This is a genomic window from Corynebacterium curieae, assembly GCF_027570035.1.
GTDB classification, from domain to species: domain Bacteria; phylum Actinomycetota; class Actinomycetes; order Mycobacteriales; family Mycobacteriaceae; genus Corynebacterium; species Corynebacterium curieae.
On the sequence record NZ_JAKMUU010000002.1, the window covers coordinates 251648 to 272105 of the forward strand.

The window sequence follows — 20458 nt, forward strand, 5'->3', positions numbered from 1 at the left end:
CCGAGAGAGGAAGCTAACGCAGTGGCACCTTTAGGAGATTTTTTCGCGCGGATATTCGGCTCGAAAAATAGGCCGCAGTCAGACCTTAATCCGGCCGAGCTGGAGGCAGACTGGCTTGTCGTAGGCTTGGGAAATCCCGGCGCGAAGTACGCCGCTACCCGCCACAATGTGGGCTATATGGCCATCGACGATCTTCTCGCGGCTGGTGGAGATGTCCTCGAGCCGGTGCGCGGGATGGATGTCCAGGTAGCGCCGCTGACATGGGAGGGCCGAAAGGTGCTTGCCGTGCGTGCGGGCACGTTCATGAATCTTTCTGGCGATCCAATTGCGCCATTGGCACAGCACTTGGATATCGCTCCCGATCACATCATTGTCGTCCACGATGAGCTGGACCTTCCGGCCGATAAAATCCGGATCAAGCAGGGCGGCAATGAGAATGGGCACAACGGGCTCAAATCGCTCACCGAGCGCCTAGGAACGCGCGACTATCTGCGCGTGCGCATTGGCATTGCACGGCCGCCCAAGGGCTCGTCCATTCCAGACTATGTACTGGGGCCAGTTGATGCCGGCGCAGGCTTTGATGACGCCATCGCCACCGCAGCCGAGGCCGCCCGCCTCATCGTGACCGAAGGGCTAGGCAAGGCCCAAAACCAGATCCACTCTCGTTAGCACTGGGAAAATTTCTCTAGGGCCTGGGGGCTGCCGGCGGCGACGATGAAATCGGTGGGGGTGAGCTCGGTGGCGTCGGCAAGCGGGGCCCACTCCCCTTCCGCGCGGCGCACCGAGACCAATTGCACGCGGTGACGGCGCCAGATGGCGGCGAGATCGAGTGGCTGGCCGAGCAAGGAAGAAGGCACGGCCATCTGGGTCACGCCGTAATCGGTAGCAATCTCTGCAAAATCGCGGAAGCGCCCACCCAGAAGGTAAGCCACGCGGCGGCCGGTATCGCGCTCTGGCCGGATCACATGGTGGGTGCCAATCTGGCTCAAGATGCGCGCGTGCGCCTCTGAATCTGCCTTGGCCCAAATATCCTTAACCCCCAGCTCCACTAGGTTGGACGCGGTAAGGATGGAATCTTCCAGGTGGGAGCCGATAGCGACGATGACGCGCTCGACCTCCTCCACGCCTAGTTGGCGCAGGGCCTCTGGGTCAGTAGTATCGGCCGCGATGGTCTCAGTAAGGTACGGCGCTTCTTCGCGCACGCGCTTTTCGCTGGAGTCAATGCCGAGGACCTCAACGCCATTGGCCATAAGCTCGTGGGCAAGCGAGGAACCAAATCGCCCCAGCCCAATGACGACGACGGGTGGAATATCGATACCGGCGCGGGTGCTTCCCAACGCCTTGAGAATATTAGCCAAGGAACGGCCTTTCTTCGGGGTAGCTAAAACGCCGGCTGACGGATTTTGCCGCCAGCGCCGCTACCAGGGTGGTTGGGCCAACACGGCCCAGGTACATGATGAGACACAGCACTATCTGCGAGGGTGCAGATAGGCTCGCGGTAATGCCAGTGGACAAGCCCACAGTAGCGAAAGCGGAGAGCACTTCGAAGGACACCTGATCGCCGCTAAACTCCGGATCGAAAAAGCGCAGGGCCGCCACGCCCAACGTGACCACCATGACCCCGGCAAAACTCAGGGCTAGTGCCTGGCGAGTTACCGAACGGGGGAGGCTGCGGTGGCCAATTGTGGTGGTTTCCCGGCCCATAAATTCTGCTGCCATGGCTGCCAAGAGCACGCAGGCGGTGGTGACTTTAATGCCGCCGGCGGTACCGGCAGAGCCGCCGCCTATAAACATCAGGATATCGGTGCCCATCAGCGTAATGGGATGCGCCTGCCCATAGTCGATGGCGTTAAATCCTGCCGTGCGCGGAGACGCACTAGCAAAGAAGGAGTTGAGGAGCTTTTCTCCCAAAGACATCGAGGACAAAAGCCCGGTCCACTCCATACAAGCGAAAAAGACCGCACCGGAAACCAAGAGCACGGCCGTAGCCGCCAAGGTCATGCGCGCGGTAATGGAAATTCGGTGCACCACGTGACGGTCGCGCCGCGCCAAGCGCACCAGCTCCGCCCATACGGGAAAGCCCAAGCCGCCGCCAATCAGCGCGCCGGCCAAGGGCAATAGAATCCAGGCATCGGAGACAAAGGGCACCAAGTTATCGCTATTGGTGCTAAAACCCGCGTTATTGAAGGCGGAGACGGCATGGAAGATGCCCTCCCACACAGCACGCGGAAAGGAGTGACCGTAGCCGATCATCAAACGCGCGGCCACAATGACAGCAATAATGGTCTCGGCCACGGCGGTAAAGGCAAAAGTAAAAATCAGCGTCTTGCGGATTCCGCCTGGGGCAATGGGGCGTCCCTCATAGGCACCGGTCTTGCGTGCTTTAAAGCTTATTCGCCCGGTAAATAGCAGGCCGGATAGCGAGGCCAGGGACATGATGCCAAGGCCACCAAGTTGAATGAGTGCCAAAATGATGACTTGACCGGCCGGGCTCCAAAAGCTACCGGTATCCACCACAATAAGGCCGGTTAGCGATACCGCAGACGTAGCGGTAAAAAGGGCAGACAGGAATGAAGCGCGGGCGGTGCCGGCCTCAGCGAACGGCAGCATGAGCAAAACCGTTCCCAGCAAAATGAGTAAAAGAAATCCGGCTGCGGTTAAGCGCGCCGGTCCCCACTGCCGCACGGAAAGCAGGTGTTTCACGAGGGTGAAGTATAGACCTGCTTGCGGTGCAAAGAAACTGGTGGCCAGCACCACCGCCGCCGCATAGATAGGATTGGTGCTATGACTTCCCCAAATAGCACTGCCAGGACCATTGTGATTACGGGCGCATCGGGCGGGCTGGGGGCTGCGGCCGCACGCCAATTGCACCGCACCCGCCCGCACGACAATCTGGTTATCATCGGCCGCAATCCGGAAAAGACCCGCGCAGTGGCCGAAGAGGTCGGCGGCAGGTACTTTCTTGCAGACTTCGAATCCTTAGGTCAGGTGCACCGCCTCGCCGGAGAATTGGCCGAGCTGGACCATATCCATGCACTGGGCAATAATGCTGGCGGCATTTTCGACGGCCCTTCCACCACCGCCGATGGATTTGAGCGCACCTGGCAGGTCAACGTGGTCGCCCCTTACCTGCTGACCTCTCTGCTGCGCGAAAAACTGCGCGCGGATAACGCCAACGTGGTCCAGACGGCTTCGCTAGCTAATTTCCTCATGTCCAACTTTGATCCGAACGATCCCAATACGCTGGAGCACTTTAGCCCTGAGCGCGCCTACGGCAACGCCAAGTTGGGCGATATCCTGCTCACCCGCTATTTCGATGCTCACGGTCTCAATGCGGTCTCCTTCCACCCTGGAGTGCTGGCGACAGACTTTTCCAAGTCTTCTACTGGCTTAATGTCCAAAATGTATTCTGGGCTGATTGGCAAGGCCTTTGGCAAGCCTGCGGCAGGCGGCGATAACCTCGCCTACTATTTGACGGGCACCGAGGGAATCCACTTTGAATCCGGCGAGTACTACAACGACAAACGCAAACCCGGCCTGCAGCGCCCCATTGCAAAGAAGCTATCCGTAGCCCGCCGCGTCTTTGATGATCTGGGGCGCCGCCTCAATGTGGAGTGGTAGCGGGAAACCACTAGACTATGGCGCATGAGTTCTGTCGTTTCTGAGGCCTCGCGCCGCCGCACGTTTGCCGTTATCGCCCACCCGGACGCTGGTAAGTCCACGCTGACGGAGGCGCTGGCGCTGCACGCACACGTTATTAATGAAGCCGGCGCGGTCCACGGCAAGGGCAACCGCAAGTCCACCGTGTCTGACTGGATGGATATGGAAAAGGACCGCGGCATTTCCGTGGCTTCCTCGGCGCTCCAATTCGAGTATGCGCCGGAGGGGCACGAGGGCGAGCCCTACATGATCAACCTAGTTGATACCCCGGGCCACGCAGATTTTTCTGAAGATACCTACCGCGTGCTCACCGCAGTGGATGCGGCAGTCATGCTTATCGACGCCGCCAAGGGCCTCGAGCCCCAGACCCTCAAGCTCTTCCGCGTGTGCAAGGCCCGCGGCCTGCCCATCGTCACCGTGATCAATAAGTGGGACCGCGTGGGCCGCGAGCCCTTGGAGCTTGTCGACGAAATTGTCAACGAAATCCAGCTGCAGCCCACCCCGCTGTACTGGCCGGTCGGCATTGCCGGTGACTTCCGCGGTCTGGCGCATATCAATGCTGACGGCGAGGCCGATGAGTATATTCACTTCATCCGCACCGCTGGCGGTTCCACTATCGCCCCGGAAGAACACTTCGACCCGGATGCCGCCGGTGAGAAGGAAGAAGACGTGTGGGAGACCGCCGTCGAGGAAGCCGAACTGCTCGCCGCCGATGGCGCGCTGCACGATCAGGAACTTTTTGAGCAGTGCGTAACCTCCCCGCTCATTTTTGCTTCCGCGATGCTGAACTTTGGCGTGCACCAGATTCTGGATACCCTATGCGCCATCGCTCCGGCTCCGCACTCGCGCGAATCCGATCCAAAGGCGGTAGAGGCTGCCACCAGCGCCATTGATGAGGTCCGCGAAGTAAGCGATGATTTCTCTGGCGTCGTCTTTAAGGTCCAAGCGGGCATGGACCAAAAGCACCGCGATAACCTGGCCTTTATGCGCGTGGTATCCGGTGAATTCGAACGCGGCATGCAGGTCAATCACGCCCAGTCCGGCCGCAGCTTTTCCACCAAGTACGCACTGACCGTCTTTGGACGCACGCGCGATACCGTCGATTCTGCCTATCCGGGCGATATCGTGGGACTCGTCAACGCCGGCTCGCTCGCCCCTGGTGACACCATCTATTCCGGCAAAAAGGTCCAGTTCAAGCCCATGCCACAGTTCGCCCCAGAGGTCTTCCGCATTCTGCGCGCGAAGTCCCTGGGCAAGTACAAGGCTTTCCGCAAGGGCCTAGAGCAGCTGGCGGCCGAGGGCGTAGTCCAGATTCTCAAGAACGAGGCCCGTGGCGATGCCTCGCCTGTAATGGCGGCCGTCGGCCCCATGCAGTTCGAGGTCATGCAGGCACGGATGGAGTTCGAATATAACGTAGAAACCGTCACCGAACCCATCCCCTATTCCGTGGCCCGGCGCACCGATGCCGAGTCCGCCCCGGAGCTCGGCCGTCAGCGTGGCGTGGAAATCTTTACCCGCCAAGATGGCGAGCTCATCGCTCTCTTTGGTGATAAGTGGAAGCTCGCTTTCATTGAAAAGGAACACCCAGAGCTGACCATGGAAACACTCGTGGCCGACTAAGCCACCGCTTCCTCGCCCCGCCTCCTAAAGGCAAGGAAAAAGGCCGCTCACCTCATCTTCGGTGAGCGGCCCCTTTGCTATGTCAGCTAGACCATCAACATCACGGGGATGACCGCGATCTTGACAATCTGCGCCACCACGATTGTTGCGGCATAACCGGTCATGATGCGCGTATCGGAGCTAAGCCCCGTAGCGTAGTTGACCACCGCCGGTTGTCCAAAGATACCGGAGTGCCCGCCGGCGGTGCGAGTTTCAGACTGCCCCATGAAACGGTTGGCCATAGCAAAGAGGATGGCGGCAACCAAGGTGACAATGGCGGCAAGGATCATGCACTTCAGGCCCATCCAGGAGAATGCGGTGGACATGAACGCCTCACCGGAAGATAGGCCTACAGAAGCAAGGAAGATGACTAGACCCCACTGCTGGAACGCAGTATTGATGGAAGCGGGAACTTGCCATGGGATGCGGCGAGTACGGTGCAAAGCGCCGAGAATCAGGCCTGTAATCAGCGGTCCGAGGGCAAATCCCAGCTCGAAGGAGGCACCTCCTGGCATCGGCACCACTACTTGGCCGAGCAGATAGCCTAGGAAGAGGCCACCGCCAAGGGCTACCCAGTTCAGCTCGGAATAGGACTTAATAGAGTCACCGAAGTAGTCCTTGATATCGCCCAAGCGATCAAACTTCACGATGAGCTCGAGGGTATCGCCGGAAGCCAAGTGGGTTTCATTATTTGCCAAGAATTGCTCGTCGCCGCGCTGCACGCGCACGATGCGCCCGCCGTAGCGCGAGAAGAGGTTCAGTTCCTCCACGGTGCGCCCAGCAATATCTTGGTTAGAAATAACCACGTTTTCAATGACGAGGCGCTTATCAACGAACGGAGTCTGCGGCTGGCGCTTGCCCAGCACCTGCGTGAGCTCGCGGGCCTTGGCCTTGGTGACCATCACGCGCAGAATATCGCCCTTATTTAGTTCGGGGCGATCGCCTGCCACGCGCACCTTATTGCCGCGGCGGATAGTGGCGATAACAAAGTGATCTTTGAACTTTTCTTCCAGATCCTCGTAGTTCACGTCTTTGGTAACGCGGATGGTGCGGGAACGGAAGATCTTGGAGGCAGAATTGTCCTTATCCCGCTTGGCAGGCCAGTTTTGCTTGAGTAGGAAGGCCACAAACAAGATGGCTACTGCCACGCCCACGGGGTAGCCCAGCGAATAGCCCACAGCGGGTAGTTCTTCACCGGTTTGCTGCTGAGCCACTGCCAGTGACGGCGTCGAGGTGGTTGCGCCGGCGAACACGCCTACGGAAGCAAGCGAATCCAAGCCCAACATGCCACCAAAGAATAGGGCAGCTCCGGCAGCCACAATGATCGCAATTGCGGCAGTGAGCATGTGCTTCATCTGTTTGGAAAAGCCCTTGAAGAAGCGCTCACCGGCGGAAAGGCCCTGCATATAAATAAAAAGCCCCAAGCCCAGCTCTTGCATGGAGCTTAGGATGTCTTTATCTAGGTCTATGAATGAGCCAAAGGCCAAGCCCACAAAAAGCGTGCCCGCCGCGCCAAAGCGCAGTGGGCCGAAGGGGATCATGCCAAAAAGCGTGCCGAGCAGCACTATGAAGAAAATGCTCAGCCAAATATTTCCATCAAAAATAGCTAACACGCTGGAATAGTTTAGGCATTTCTCAAGAAAGCGCCACGTGAAAGGCTTTTCCATGCCTTGGCCTTCTGGCATTTACACTGGGCATACCGCTTTCCCGGCCGACGCCCCACCCCCAGCAGCGGTGCATCTCACAACCCGCGCTATCAGTGAGCTAATCGAGGAGGAATTCCTTCCACCGCGGCCACTCCGTATAGGTTTGCGCCTTGCCCGCTTGGTAGTTCGCACGCAACTTGTGCACATTGCGCTCAGTAGAGGCCACCTGCATATCCTCCGGGAAAAATAGCTGGGCCTTGCCTTGGCGCTCCAATTCCAAGAGCCAGTCTTTGGCGGCGTTGTATAAGGTGGGGCGGGCAATGAGGGCGTCGGCAATAGCGGGGTACCTGCGGAAGATACGGCGGATGAGCGCTGGACGCGCCACCTCGGGGCGCACATACCCGCGTGGCTTAGTACCGATGAAGAGGAATTTTTCATAGCCTGCCTGCTCTGCCTGCTCGATGGTGATGCCGCCGGAAGAGCCCAAAGCGCCGTCCACATATGGCGCGCCGTCGATAAAACGCATCGGCATAATCAACGGCAACGTGGACGAGGCCCGCACGCGCACAAAAAGATCCTCGGGGGTATGCACGTCCTGGCGCGACCAATAAACGGACTCGCCGGTATCCGCCCGTGCCGCCGCCAGCACCATATCGGCCGGATGGTCGCGGTAAGCCTGCCAATCAAAGGGCAGATCCTTATCCGCGGCGCGCTCATAGATGTACTCTGCGTTGAAATATCCAGTACCACGCACCAACGAACCCACGCCGCCGAAGCTAGGATTTTTGGCAAAGTCCGTAAAGGACTCCTCCGCGCGCCGAGCATCGCGCGATAAATAGTTAACGGTGTGGGATGCCCCGGCTGACACGCCTCCCACCCAGCCAAAGTCCACGTTTTCCTCGATGAGTTTGACCATGCACGCGGCGGTATAGGAATTGCGCATGCCGCCGCCTTCAATAACGAGTGCGGTGTTGCTGGTATCAATCATGGTGCCCCATACTACGCTGGGCCCAATGAAGCGCATTTTCCGGCAATTGCTCGCGGACGAGGAAGGCACCTTCGATATCGAGACGGGCCAGCAACCCCGCACCGGGTTTGCCTACAACCCCACCGGTGTGGCTCTTTTGGAAGTAGATGAGCCCACGCCGGCTGCGATACGCAAAGCGCTCGCGCTTGCCAGGCAAGAAGGCGCGCGGTACTTGGGCACCTGGCGCCACCCAGACGGCCCACTAGTATTCCTTTCCACGGCCGTTACCCAAGACGAGTCTGTAGCCCGCGAGCGCGTCGCCGCCACGGGGCAGCACGCGTACTTCGATCTAGAACGCTGCCGCACCATCGCCGTTCCGGCTCATTAGACTAAGGGCTTATGGGATTAAAAGACGCACTCGCCCGGCTTACCGGCGCGCAGCCCCCACGCTTAGCGCGCCCCGATTCCACCGCCCCCACCGCACGGGTGGAAATGCTGGAGATCCACACCGCTGGCCCGCTTATCATTGTGGTCACTAATCAGCCCGGCGCGGAAGTGCTCTGCGAGGTAGCCCGCGCCCGTGAATCCGCTACCTTGGTCTCTCCCACTGCCACGGCTCATTTTGCCGCCACCAACAAGGAGGCTCTACCCATCAAGGATCCCCGGCGCGGCTGGGTTATTCCACTTACGCCGGCGCTTAGCGACGCCCTCTTAGACCACCTCCCCGCCCCCGGCGAGTATGAGCTCTCCCCCGCTTTGGCCCTAGTGGTCGAATAAATTCTGGAAAGGACCCCAGCATGCTCCTCCTACCCTTTGCTGGAAAGAAGCCGCGCATCCATCGCAGCGCATGGGTTGCACCGAATGCCACCATCATCGGAGACGTAGAAATCGGCCCGGAATCCTCCGTATTTTATGGCAGCGTGCTGCGCGGAGATGTGGGCGCAATTCGCATTGGCGCGCGGTGCAATATTCAGGATAATTGCGTCTTCCACGTGGAAGAAGATACTCCTTGTGTGCTGGAAGATGATGTCACGGTGGGCCACATGGCGATGGTGCACGCCGCGCACGTGGAGGCCGGTTGCCTGGTGGGGATGTCCTCTTCGCTGCTCTCGCGCTGCACTATCGGTGCGGGCTCGCTTATTGCCGCCGGCGCCGTGGTGCTAGAAGGCACCGAAATCCCGCCACGGAGCCTTGCCGCAGGTGTACCGGCGAAGGTGCGCCGTGAACTCAGCCTGGAAGAATCGCAGTCCTTCATTCCTCACGCTGCGCGCTATGTAGAGTGCGCGCGCCATCAATCCGATGCGGCGCTAAGTCTGGATGAAGTCACCTTTGATTAGAGGGAAAGCACGCCCATGAGGATAAGGAAGATCGCCACGAGGTAGCCACCGAAGAGCGCCACCTGGGTGCTATTGGCGCGAGCTGCGGCAAAGAGCCGGCCCGCCGCTGACTTGGGATGCGCGCGCACCACCGCGATAAATAGGCCGCAGATGGTGGGCAGGGATAGCGCCAAGCTGGCATACCAGACCAGGCCGCCATATTGTGCTGCCGGAGCAATATCTTCTGTAGCCAAGTGCATAAGCCCGTAATAAAAAGGCACCGAGGTCAGCGATTGCACTACGCCCATTACGAAGCCGATGAGTGCGGTAATCGGTGACGGCGTGCGCAGCGGCTCTAGCAGCCGATTGACTAAGGCATTGGGCTGCCCTTTAGATCGCCATGATCCGAAAGCCACCGCGATGCCTACCACTACAAGCACCCAACCGGCAATGGGTGAGCTCAAAATGGCCTCAATTTGGTCTTTTACTCCAAGCAGAAAAAACATCACCACTGCCGCTGCAACGAGCACTCCGACCCAATCACCTACCACCACCAATGCGGCAATGCGCCGATACTTACCGCGGGGCAAAATAATGCCGATGGCCACAAGGATGCCAATGAGTAAGGCATTGACGGAATCCAGGAGGGCGAAACTAACGGCGTGGAGCATGCCGGACAGTCTACCGCCCTGTGCCGCTATTACCGATACCCCGAAGAAAAGACACCCTATATCTCAATAGCGACCATTTATGCTCCAGCACACAATATTTTGCACACAACCCGCAAACTTGCATACACTACGCAATGTTTCCCGAAGGGTGCAGAATTTCACCCACGGATTCACTGTTCACTTTCACCCGCGCGCACAGCGTTGCGTGCACATCGCACGAGAAAGCACACTTGATGTCTAAAATCCTCTACCGGCTAGGCAGCTGGTCCTACCGCAAGGTGTGGCCCTTTCTAGCCTTCTGGCTGATCGTCTTGGTTGCCATGGTGGGACTCACCGCCGGCTTTGCCAAGTCACCGAACCCCAACTTCTCCATGCCGGAGATGGACTCCACCACCACCCAAGACAAAATGATGGAGCGCTTCGGCCAAGACACCGATGCCATGAGTTCTCCCGAAGGCACCGTGGTCATCCAAGCACCGGAGGGCAAGGACCTCACCGATAAGCAGGTAGCCGGCGAGGTAGACAACCTCCTCAGCGATCTCAAGGACACCGGTGCGCTCAAGAACCAAGACAAATTGGTCAGCCCGGTCATGGCCGCAGCCGGCATGGAAAAGCAGATGGGCGAAAAGATGAAAGCCCAGCACATGCCGGAAGAGCAGATTAAGAAGAACCTGCAGCAACTCTCCCCACTCAGCGAGGACAAAACTACCGGTACCGTCACTATTACCTTCGACGCCGACGATGTCATGGACATCCCGGAAGAAGATATGACTGCGGTAACGGACGTGCTCCACAAGTACGACGAGGGCGACCTCACGGTTAAATACCAAGGCAATGCCTTTAGCGCCGCCGGCAAACAGATGAGCGGCAGCGCCGAGGTTATTGGCCTTATCGTCGCCGCAATCGTGCTGCTGATTACCTTCGGTTCCTTCGTTGCTGCCGGCATGCCACTCATTTCCGCCGTCATCGGCGTAGGCATCGGCATTCTTGGTGTGCAGGTATCCACCGTATTTACGGATACCATCTCCGATATGACCCCGACCCTGGCCTCCATGATTGGCCTGGCAGTCGGCATCGATTACGCACTGTTTATTGTCAACCGCTTCCGCAATGAACTCATTACCTCGTCTGGTCTCAATAACCTTTCCCCCAAGGAGCTAGCTAGGGAACTGAAGAAGATGGATAAGGCCACCCGCGCTCACGCCATGGGCATGGCCTTGGGCACCGCAGGCAGTTCTGTCGTCTTCGCCGGCACCACCGTGGTCATCGCGTTGGCCGCACTGACCATCATCGGCATCCCATTCCTGGGAACCATGGCCATCGCTGCTGCGGCGACGGTGATTATCGCCGTGCTCGTTGCCAATACCTTTATCCCTGCCCTGCTGGGCCTTTTGGGCACCAAGATCTTCGCCGGCCGCGTCCCTGGCCCGAAGGTTCCAGACCCAGAAGACGAAAAGCCCACCATGGGCCTGCGCTGGGTACGCCGCGTGCGCGCCCACCCGTGGCTGCACCTCATCGCGGGCGTCGTGTTGCTGGCTATCTTGGCCGTACCATTCGCCCAGCTGCGCCTAGCCATGCCTACCGACGGCACCGCCAAGCCCGGCACCCCGCAGCGCGAGGCGTACGAGATCACGGCCGATGCCTTTGGCCCAGGCCGCAATGCCCCGATGATCGCTTTCGTTGATGTGGCGGATGTTCCCGAGCAGGACCGCATGCCGGCCTTCCAGGACCTACTGCAGGAATTTAATAGCAACGACGGCGTAGAAAACGCCCAGATCGTGCAGACCACCGAAAACGATGATGCTGCGCAGATAATGATCACCCCTACCACCGGAGCGACTGACGAAAAGACCACCGAAACCCTCAACCACCTGCGCGATTACCAGGGTGAGTTTGAAAAGACCGGCGGCTCCTACGGTATTACCGGCATCACCCCAATCTTTGATGACATTTCTGAGCGCCTCAATAACGTGCTTATCCCTTATGTCGCCATCGTGCTGGGCTTGGCCTTCATCGTCTTGATGCTGGTCTTCCGCTCCATCTGGGTACCGCTCATCGCCGCAGCCGGCTTCGCGCTTTCGATGGCTGCTACCTTCGGCATCACCGTTGCCATTTGGCAAGAAGGCATGTTCGGCATCGTCGACGACCCACAGCCACTGCTTTCCTTCTTGCCCATTATGCTCATCGGCCTTACCTTCGGCCTGGCCATGGACTATCAGGTCTTCCTGGTCACCCGCATGCGCGAGGGCTTTGTCAATGGCAAGACGGCCGGCAACGCTACCTCGAATGGCTTTAAGCACGGCGCACGCGTGGTAACCGCCGCGGCGCTCATTATGACTTCCGTCTTCGCCGCCTTCATCTTGATGGACGAGCCGTTCATTAAGACCATGGGCTTTGCCCTAGCTGCGGGCGTTCTTATCGACGCCTTCGTGGTCCGCATGATGATCATCCCGGCCACCATGTTCGTGTTGGACAAAAAGGCATGGTGGTTCCCACGCTGGTTGGATAAGATCACCCCTAACATGGACATTGAGGGCGAAGCCTTGCACTCAGACCGCGAGGCGCTCCTGCGCGCCCAACGAGAGAAGGTAGGCGAGACACACCGTGGCTAGTCTGCGCGAAGAAAAGAAGCGGGCTACGCGTCAGGCCATGGCCGATGCGGCAGCGCGCCTCGTCCTCGACGGCGGCACCGAAGCCGCCACGGTTTCAGGAATTACTGCCGCTGTCGGGGTCTCCCCGCGCACCTTTCACAACTACTTCTCCTCGGTGGCCGATGCCCTCCTGTACTTCGCGGCCGATGTATTGGAGGCTTTCGCCGCGGAAATACCCACCGTTTGCCCTGGCAAGAGCGTCTTTGCCGTATTGGAAGCAGCGTTGCTCGAGTCCTTGGAAGACGAAGATAAGGAGCTGCGGTCCCTCCATACGCTGTATCGCATTGGCGAGGCCCTCGATAACCTCAGCCATACTTCTGAAGAAAGGCGGCGTTTCGAGCGCGTATCTGACACCATCATTTCCGCCTTCCAGCAGCGCGGAACTGATTACACGGACTATGAGCTAAGCGTTGTCCTCAATGCGTGCGCCGGCGGCAGCGTTGCTATCCGGCAGGAGCTGGACCGACGCCAGGCTGCGGGAGGTGAAGTCAGCATCGAGGAGAAGAAAAAGCTGGTTCACGCCACCTTTACCGTCTTACGCACCCTAGATTAGGAAGCGCGCCGCTACCGTATAGATTCGTTCACCTTGACGCTTAGCTACAGCATGAAAGATCGCTGTGCAGGTTGAGCTTCTTGGTGGCGGCGTATGACTACGCGTGCCAGTACCCGTATCATCATGAGCAACCATGAATGTTAATCACTCCATTGCACGTGCTGCGTCCGATGCCCGCTTTATCCGCGCTGGTATCAACGCCGCCTTTCGCGAACGCATAGGCACAGCAACAGACGTGGAATTTAATTTCCTCGGCCCTTCCGTTGGCGATGAGAACGGCAGCTTTGCTACCGATCAGCTCGTGGAGGTGCGGGTAAGCACCGCCCAACAGGTCTCTGATTTCCGCGGCGTGCGGTTAGCCGTCATCTGCGATAACGCGTGGCACTGGACCACCGCGGCCACCACGCACTTTGCTGACCTGCCACAGGCCGGCTCAGTGACCCAAGACCTCGACACCATGGCTGCCTATGCCTCCCTCATTGTGGGAAATATGCCGGTGCTGCGCGCACGCCAAGGCAAACACCTAGCCATTGTCGCGGTAGATTTTCATCCTTACTTAGAATTCCGCAGCACCCTCATGCGCGGCCTCCAGCAAAGCCCGGCGAATACGGATGAACTTGGCCCTACCCGCGCGCTAGCCCAATACCTCGAGATGGACTCCACCGAGGAGGAGCCGTATGTGCATTTTTCAGACGGCACCACGGTGCGTTTCGAGCAGGCAAGCCACGACGTGCACAAGGTTTCTGGGATAACCCCGGGCTTGGCTGCCGCCCGCGTCTTGGAGGATGCGTTTTACCTCAGCGCGGAAAACCAGATGTATTTTCAGGGAAACTTTCCCGATGCCACGGTAGAGCTCAATGCGGACAAAGCTACCGCCACCGTCTCCTACCGCGGCGGGCAGATTGCAGCCAGCGCTGTGCTCATCGCCACCATCTCCGCAGAAGAATTCACATGGGCGTGGGCCGACCCAGAGCTCAAGAACACCGCGGCAGCTCGGTTGGCGGGTAACCTGGCGCGCTTCGGTGTGAACGAGGTGGTGCCCGAATTGGTGCACCCTCAGCTTCCACTCCAGCTGGCGCGCGGGCACCAACTCCCGCACCTGGCACTGCCCATCTTGGGTATCTGGACGCTGGCGGGCACTACGCTTGCCGACGGCCGCGTGGGCCTCGTCCTCCTCGATGCCCCACAGCTCCACTTACCCGAACCTACGCCTGCAGCCACCGAGGCAACCTTGGAGATTACCCCGCCCGCTTGGATTGATGCCGATCGCGCCCGCGCCGCATATGGATCATTTCGCGGGGTGGACGTGTAAAGCGGCGCGGATGGCCTCCACATCGACGTCGTCAAGCGCGGCCGGCTCAAACGCCGCATCGTTGGGTTTATCCACTAAGACCGCACGCACGCCCTCGGCGAAATCCGCGCGCCGGTACATAAAGGCGCCCAGGTTGGTTTCCAAGTCCAAGGCCTCGCGCACGCTACTACATTCCTGCTCGGCGCGGAATAGTTCCATAGCCGCGACAATGGAGGTAGGGCACGCTTGGGCGGTCAATTCCGCTACCAGTTGCTTAAGCTCTGGATGGCCCTCCAAGGCTGCGGTGATGTCCTGCCAAGAGTCCTGGCAGAAGGTGTCCTCGATGGCTTCAACCAGCCCGGTCAAAGGGGGATCACCCGCAGGTGCGGTGGCATGCCGTGCTAATGCAGTAGCGAGACCTTGCTCGATAAGCGTGGTGGCAAAGGCCTCCCCATCGGGCACGTAGTGGGTGGCTAGCCCGGTCCACAAGAGGTCTGCGGCATACATTCGGTAACCAGTAATGCCCCAAAACTTCGCCAACTCTGGCGAAGCTTTGCCGCGCGTTCCCACCGCACGCTGAGCGGCATAGGCCATGCCGACGTCCGTGACATAGCCGATGTTCATCTCCGGCATGGATGCAAAAGTCTTATCCGTGATCACTCGATGTGAGCCATGGACGGAAATTCCCAGGCCACCACCCATGGCAATGCCATCAATCAGCGCGATGACCGGCTTGGGGTACTCCGCGATATCACCGTTTAAGGTGTATTCCTCCGCAAAGAAGTTATCGACGTCTTCTAATGTGCCGCCTTGGATCCCTTCGCGGGCATAGCGGACGTCACCACCTGCGCAATACGCCTTGGGGCTGGTTGAGGTAAAAAGCACTTGCTCCACTTCATCGCAATCGCGCCACTGCGCGAGCGCTGCTGCGATGAGGGCGACCATTTCTGGGGTGAGGGAATTGAGAGCCTTGGGACGGTTGAGTTCAATGACTCCGGTATGGTTACGGATTGAGGACACAATAGGTGCAGCGTTTGTCATACCCCCTAGTGTGACACACAGCTCACGCCGCTAGCCACCATCAACTAATTCACAGATAGGTTCGGATTTTGCTCCCACAGCTCATCGCCCTGGATATGGACGGCACCCTACTGGACGGCAACGGCCAGCTTCCACCAGATTTTGCCGCGATCAGCACCCGCGCCCACAAGCTCGGGGTCACCCTTGTGCCTGCCTCCGGCCGCCAGCTTGCCACCCTGCAGGAAATGTTTCCGCACGAAGATACCTTCATTGCGGAAAATGGCTCCGTGGTGGTGCACGACAACCGCGTCATCAGTGCTACTACCCTGCCCAGCACGGCCGTTCACGCCGCCATTTCTGCACTCCGCACTGTCGACGTCCCGCACACCATAGTGCTTTGCACACCGGATACCGCCTATGTGCACAAGAGCGCCGATGACCAGGCCCGCGCAGAAATTGCCAAATACTATAGGTCGGTGGAATGGGTCGATAACCTCGATCCTCTGCTCGATACGAACATCATCAAAATTGCCGCCTACTGCGCCGACGGCAGCGAAAAGCACCTTTACCAGCCGCTTCTAGCGGCCGTCCCGGAACACAATATCGCTATTTCTGGCGCCGTCTGGCTCGACGTCATGGCCAATGGCGTCAATAAAGGCGTAGCACTGCAGACCATGTCGAAGCTCTTGGCGGTTCCGATTTCCCGCACCGCCGCCTTTGGCGATTTTCTCAATGATTATGAGCTCCTCCATGAGGCCGGTACCGCCATCGCAATGGAGAATGCACACCCCAAATTAAAAGAGATTGCTGATCGCATCGCCCCGCCCAATACCGAATATGGGGTCATGACAGTCCTGCGTCAGCTTTTTGACAGCGAAGAGTCTTAGACTCGAATTTTCGCCTCCGACCCGCGCGCCACCTCGTTACTCCCCCGCATGGGGAGAGAGGCTTGTGCGCGGGCTAAAATTGTCCGTTTAGTAAATATACGTAGTGCTTTGGGAGTTTTTGTGAAGCAATTTTTGCGCTCACTGCTGGGAAAGAAAAAGCCTGAGCGTTTAGATAAACCACGCACGCCTACCTATCAGCCAGTACAACCCAAAACTGGCTCTACTAGTGCGGCTCAAGCCCCAGCTGCGAAGAATGCCGACCCCCAAAAATCCGACAGCACGGATTCGACTGCGGGTGCAAAGCCCACCACGCCGCAAGGCAACCCACAGGCTCGCTCGACCAAGGATGTCCAGTCTAAAGACCGAGGAAAGCAGGCATCCGCCCCCAAGGCTGCGTCGACCAAGCCTGCATCGGCTACGGGGACGAAGCCGGCTGCCTCCAAGGACGCTGGTTCACAACCCGCCGCCAAGCCTGCGCAAAAGGAAAACAGGCGCCCAAGCACCGTGAAACCACGCGCCAACAAGGATAATTCTTCTAAAGCGCAGCAAGCTAAGGCCGCAAAGCAATCTCCCGCAGCCAAATCGCCTGCGCGCAAACCTGCCGATGGCAAGACTTCTGCCGCTCAGCCGCAGAAAACGCAAAGCTCTCCACACTCCCAAACCCAAAAGCAACAACAACCGCGTACACAAGAAAAGAAGCCACAGCGTAAACCACACGAACCGGTCCAACAACCGAGACGTGGTGCAAGCTTCAGCGCAACTTCGCCGCAGTCCTCCCGCAACGCCGGACCTGCACGTGCCGCTTCCCCCAAGACAGCAGCGAAATCGAGCATGAAGGACTCTTTGTCGAGCGAGAAAAAGGCGCCGAAGAAGTCCGATCTCCCCACGCAGCGGCCTGCTCAGGCGAAAGCAGCCTCCACCCCTGCCAAGGCGAAGCAGCCACAGCCAGCTGCCGCGGCGAAGAATTCCCGCCAACCAGAGAAAGTTCACAAACCAGGCCCGCAGAAGGCTGCGCAAGCAGACAAAGCAAAACCGCAGAACCAGCCTCAGGTTTCTACGCGCAAGCCTGGCGCTTCCAACCAGAACGCCGCCCCAAAGAAGCCAAAATCTCCAGCGCCCAAGAAGCCTGCCGCAAAAGCGGACAAACAGGCTCAATCCAAAAAGCAACCGGTGAAAGCGCCAAAGGAGAGTCAGAACAAACCACAGCCGAAGGAACAACGCCAGCAGGCAAGGCCCTCTGCGCCACAGGACAAAGTAAAGAAGAAGACACAGCGCCGTCCACAGGTAAAACCATCCGATATCAGCCGTGGACTGGCGCGAAAGTCGCAACAGGTGGGAACTCCTACCCCGGCTCAACAAAAATCACCGCGCGCCGCCCAAAAGCCGAAAGCAAAGCCGCAGGCTGAAAAGCCTCAACCTGCGAAGCAGCCCAAACCGGCCCAGCCTAGGAATGGGTCGAAGGCGGCGTCGCCAAGCACAGGCAAGTCCACTGCGGCGGGCGTTGCCGCCGCCAGTACTGCTTCCGCAAAGAACAAGAAGGCGCCGCAAGCTAAGCCACAGCCGGCTGTGCAGAAGCCAGCCGCACAGGACTCGCTGGCGGAGGCTAAGTCAAAGTATCCGCTACAGCAGCAGGCTAAGGACCCCGAAGCCTTGGCCACCCCACCGGAAAGCAAGGTAGTCAAAAAGAAGCGCCATGCCCGCCTGCGCCAGGTCAAGGGGCTCGACGGCCTGCGCGGCCTCGCGGTCATCGCCGTAGTGCTGTATCACTTCTTCCCTTCCCTACTCCCCGGCGGGTACCTAGGCGTGGACCTCTTCTTCGTCCTTTCAGGTTTCCTCATCACCTCGTTGCTGGTGCGTGAATTCCAGACCTCCGGTGGGATCAGCTTGAAGGATTTCTGGGTGCGACGATTCCGCCGCATCTTGCCTGCCGCGGTTTCAGTTTTGGTCATGTGCACCGCGCTTGTGGCGTGGATCGGCGGGGACCTAGCCGTCGGCCTGCGCCAGCAATTCTTGGGCACCCTATTCTTTGTCAATAACTGGACGCAGATTGCTACCTCTCAGTCATACTTCGCGGACAATGAAATTCAGGTCTTCGCGCACTATTGGTCATTGGCCGTGGAGGAGCAGTTCTACGTCATTTGGCCACTCCTTATCACCGGCGTTTTCTTGATTTCTCGCCGCAAGCCGCGCCGGCTTCCTATCGTGGTCTCCGGAATTTTGTCTATCGCCTCCGCGGTAGCGATGGCGCTCATTTTTGTACCGGGCGAGGACCCGACGCGTGTGTATTACGGCACTGATACCCACGCTTTCGGCTTGCTCACCGGTGCGGTGCTATCGCTTCTGATGACATCTACCAAGTCAGACCCGAAGGCCGATTCTTGGCCCGCAGCAGGAAAAGCTGAAACCCGCATTGCCGGAGTCATCGGTGCGTTGGCGCTTATTGGCTACGGCGCACAGCTATTCCTGATGCCAGATGACGCGGAGTTCACCTACCGCGGTGGCCTCTTCCTCACCAGCGTGCTCGGCGTTCTTATGGTCTGGGGCGTAGTCCGCGAGTACGGCCCCATGACCCCGCTCTTTAGGACCAAGGTCATGCGTTGGTTTGGTCAGCGATCCTTCTCGCTCTATCTCTGGCACTGGCCGGTCATCATGATGCTCAAGGCCCTTTTCGAAGGCAACCAGAACTCCGATAAGTCGTGGATCCTGGGCCTTGTAGCCGTGCCTATTTCTCTCCTTCTGTCTGAGGTTTCCTATCAGTTCATCGAAAACCCCTTCCGCCGCGGTGGCTACAAGAAGACGTGGAAGACTTACTGGTCCTCCCGCCCAGGTTTTAGTGAGTTGCGTGATGGCTTTGGCAAGACCATGTGGCCAGTAGTTCCGTTCCTCGTTATTGCCTCTATTGCGGGAGTAGTTTACGGCGTAATTAATTCCAACGATAAGACTGAGCTAGAACAGCAATTGGAGCAGCTCCAACAGCAAAACCAAAGCAGCAATAACGCTCCTGCTCTACCAAATAGTTCTGCCCCGCAGGCACCCGTAGAGGACAAAGGCGACAAGGATTCGAAGGGGAAAAAGACTCGTCCCATGCCACAGGGCAAGGACATTACCGCCGTCGGTGACTCGGTGATGCTGGCCTCTAGTGACGCCCTCAAGCAACGCTTCCCTCAGATTTACGTCGATGCGGATGTCTCCCGCCACTACACTGCGGGCATTCAGGTTCTGCAGCAGCTCAAGGATTCTGGGCAGCTTCGCAGCACCGTATTCTTGGGATTCGGAACCAACGGCCCTGCCTTCCCAGATCAGATTAAGGAAGCTTTGGACATCATCGGCAAAGACCATACGGTTGTCATGGCTGTCCCATATGGCGACCGCGAATGGATGTCCCAATCCCAACAGGATGTCCTAGACGCCGCCAAGGAATACGACAACGTGTACGTCGCAGACTGGTGTGGACACGCACAAAAAGACCCGGCGATCCTCTATTCCGACGGCGTTCACCCGCTGCCGGAGCGCACCGGAGAGTACTCGGATGCTTTCTATGAGGCCCTGAAAAAGTACTCGAACTACGACAAGACCGTGTCCTCGCAGTGCGTGTCGCAATAGCGCGTTAGCTCGAAGCGGCGTCGACAAGCGCTTAGGCCCCTATCGCCCCGCCCTTCGCGCCCACTGGGAACTACCGGAGCATCGGTTTCAGCCTCCCCCGTGAGCGCGAAGGGCGGTGTGCTGCGCCCGGTAGCAAATCGGGCATAGAAAAAGCTCGTCCTCCACGGTGGTGTGTAGAGGACGAGCTTATAAAATTGGGGTTAGTCTACGGAGAACTCGCCCATCTTATCCCAACCGGTGCGACCATCGATGTGGACGTTAATGATATCCGGGGTTTCTACGAGGTACTTCGGGAACTCCTCGCAAGAGCGCTTGAAGTGCTCACTCTGAACGTGCTCAACGTCTTTGCCATCCGCGTAGGACTCCAGCAGCAGGAAGCGCTGGCGATCTTCCGGATCGCGGAACCACTTGAAATCAATGCAACCCGGCTCTGCGTTGCAGGCCTCGGTGTACCAGTTGATTTCATCGAGGAAAGTCTCTGCGTATTCAGGCTTGACGTGGAATTGTACGTTAATCAAAATCATGCCCCGATCC

18 protein-coding genes are annotated in these 20458 nt (G+C 58.6%); 11 read left to right on the top strand and 7 right to left on the bottom strand.

Going from position 1 to position 20458, the window contains the following annotated elements; all coding sequences use genetic code 11:
- The first annotated feature begins 21 nt into the window (after positions 1–21).
- Entirely contained in the window at positions 22–669 is a 648-nt protein-coding gene (gene pth, locus L8V01_RS05400; RefSeq protein WP_269946117.1) for an aminoacyl-tRNA hydrolase, read from the top strand.
- Here the strand turns inward: pth and L8V01_RS05405 are convergent.
- Together L8V01_RS05405 and L8V01_RS05410 are read right to left on the bottom strand one after the other, a co-directional pair.
- Positions 666–1358, bottom strand: coding sequence for a potassium channel family protein (locus L8V01_RS05405; RefSeq protein ID WP_269946118.1), 693 nt, complete (start codon positions 1356–1358; stop codon positions 666–668). The genes pth and L8V01_RS05405 overlap by 4 nt on opposite strands.
- Entirely contained in the window at positions 1351–2751 is a 1401-nt protein-coding gene (locus L8V01_RS05410) for a TrkH family potassium uptake protein (protein WP_269946216.1), read from the bottom strand. The genes L8V01_RS05405 and L8V01_RS05410 overlap by 8 nt, the downstream gene beginning before the upstream one ends.
- A gap of 33 nt (positions 2752–2784) precedes the next feature.
- On the opposite strand from L8V01_RS05410, the gene L8V01_RS05415 reads away from it, so the two are divergent.
- Together L8V01_RS05415 and L8V01_RS05420 are read left to right on the top strand one after the other, a co-directional pair.
- Positions 2785–3621 carry an SDR family NAD(P)-dependent oxidoreductase gene (locus L8V01_RS05415; protein ID WP_269946119.1) on the top strand — a complete coding sequence of 279 codons (837 nt, stop codon included), beginning with the start codon at positions 2785–2787 and terminating at the stop codon, positions 3619–3621.
- Positions 3622–3645: 24 nt separating this feature from the next.
- On the top strand, positions 3646–5280 hold the full coding sequence (locus tag L8V01_RS05420; protein ID WP_269946120.1) for a peptide chain release factor 3: 1635 nt from the start codon (positions 3646–3648) through the stop codon (positions 5278–5280).
- A gap of 86 nt (positions 5281–5366) precedes the next feature.
- Here the strand turns inward: L8V01_RS05420 and L8V01_RS05425 are convergent, their stop codons facing one another.
- Positions 5367–6932, bottom strand: a complete 1566-nt coding sequence (locus L8V01_RS05425) for an aspartate-alanine antiporter-like transporter (RefSeq protein ID WP_269946121.1) — start codon at positions 6930–6932, stop codon at positions 5367–5369.
- 151 nt (positions 6933–7083) lie between these two features.
- Positions 7084–7953 (bottom strand): patatin-like phospholipase family protein, encoded by an 870-nt coding sequence (locus L8V01_RS05430; protein ID WP_269946122.1) that lies wholly within the window; start codon positions 7951–7953, stop codon positions 7084–7086.
- Positions 7954–7978: 25 nt separating this feature from the next.
- Here L8V01_RS05430 and L8V01_RS05435 point away from each other — a divergent pair, with 25 nt between their 5' ends.
- The 3 genes from L8V01_RS05435 to L8V01_RS05445 are packed head-to-tail and all read left to right on the top strand — an operon-like array spanning position 7979 to position 9269.
- Entirely contained in the window at positions 7979–8320 is a 342-nt protein-coding gene (locus L8V01_RS05435; RefSeq protein ID WP_269946123.1) for a hypothetical protein, read from the top strand.
- A gap of 11 nt (positions 8321–8331) precedes the next feature.
- Positions 8332–8709, top strand: a complete 378-nt coding sequence (locus tag L8V01_RS05440) for a hypothetical protein (protein ID WP_269946124.1) — start codon at positions 8332–8334, stop codon at positions 8707–8709.
- Between the two features lie 20 nt (positions 8710–8729).
- A complete protein-coding gene (locus L8V01_RS05445) occupies positions 8730–9269 on the top strand; it encodes a gamma carbonic anhydrase family protein (RefSeq protein WP_269946125.1) in 540 nt (179 codons plus the stop codon).
- On the opposite strand, the gene L8V01_RS05450 is transcribed toward L8V01_RS05445, so the two are convergent.
- A complete protein-coding gene (locus L8V01_RS05450; RefSeq protein ID WP_269946126.1) occupies positions 9266–9919 on the bottom strand; it encodes a hypothetical protein in 654 nt (217 codons plus the stop codon). The two genes, L8V01_RS05445 and L8V01_RS05450, sit on opposite strands and share 4 nt — an antisense overlap.
- 233 nt (positions 9920–10152) lie before the next feature.
- Here L8V01_RS05450 and L8V01_RS05455 point away from each other — a divergent pair, with 233 nt between their 5' ends.
- The 3 genes from L8V01_RS05455 (at position 10153) to L8V01_RS05465 (ending at position 14435) form a co-directional block, all read left to right on the top strand.
- Positions 10153–12531 (top strand): MMPL family transporter, encoded by a 2379-nt coding sequence (locus tag L8V01_RS05455; RefSeq protein ID WP_269946127.1) that lies wholly within the window; start codon positions 10153–10155, stop codon positions 12529–12531.
- Positions 12524–13123 (top strand): TetR/AcrR family transcriptional regulator, encoded by a 600-nt coding sequence (locus L8V01_RS05460; RefSeq protein ID WP_269946128.1) that lies wholly within the window; start codon positions 12524–12526, stop codon positions 13121–13123. Before L8V01_RS05455 ends, L8V01_RS05460 begins: the two co-directional genes overlap by 8 nt.
- A gap of 133 nt (positions 13124–13256) precedes the next feature.
- Positions 13257–14435, top strand: coding sequence for a DUF6882 domain-containing protein (locus L8V01_RS05465; protein ID WP_269946129.1), 1179 nt, complete (start codon positions 13257–13259; stop codon positions 14433–14435).
- Here the strand turns inward: L8V01_RS05465 and L8V01_RS05470 are convergent.
- Positions 14412–15455, bottom strand: coding sequence for a 3-hydroxyisobutyryl-CoA hydrolase (locus L8V01_RS05470; RefSeq protein WP_269946130.1), 1044 nt, complete (start codon positions 15453–15455; stop codon positions 14412–14414). The genes L8V01_RS05465 and L8V01_RS05470 overlap by 24 nt on opposite strands.
- A 68-nt stretch (positions 15456–15523) precedes the next feature.
- Between L8V01_RS05470 and L8V01_RS05475 the strand changes: the two genes are divergently transcribed.
- Positions 15524–16321 carry an HAD family hydrolase gene (locus L8V01_RS05475; RefSeq protein ID WP_269946131.1) on the top strand — a complete coding sequence of 266 codons (798 nt, stop codon included), beginning with the start codon at positions 15524–15526 and terminating at the stop codon, positions 16319–16321.
- Between the two features lie 120 nt (positions 16322–16441).
- A complete protein-coding gene (locus L8V01_RS05480) occupies positions 16442–19924 on the top strand; it encodes an acyltransferase family protein (protein ID WP_269946132.1) in 3483 nt (1160 codons plus the stop codon).
- Between the two features lie 200 nt (positions 19925–20124).
- Here L8V01_RS05480 and L8V01_RS05485 read toward each other — a convergent pair whose 3' ends face one another.
- Positions 20125–20448 carry a putative quinol monooxygenase gene (locus L8V01_RS05485; RefSeq protein WP_259887353.1) on the bottom strand — a complete coding sequence of 108 codons (324 nt, stop codon included), beginning with the start codon at positions 20446–20448 and terminating at the stop codon, positions 20125–20127.
- Positions 20449–20458 lie beyond the last annotated feature (10 nt).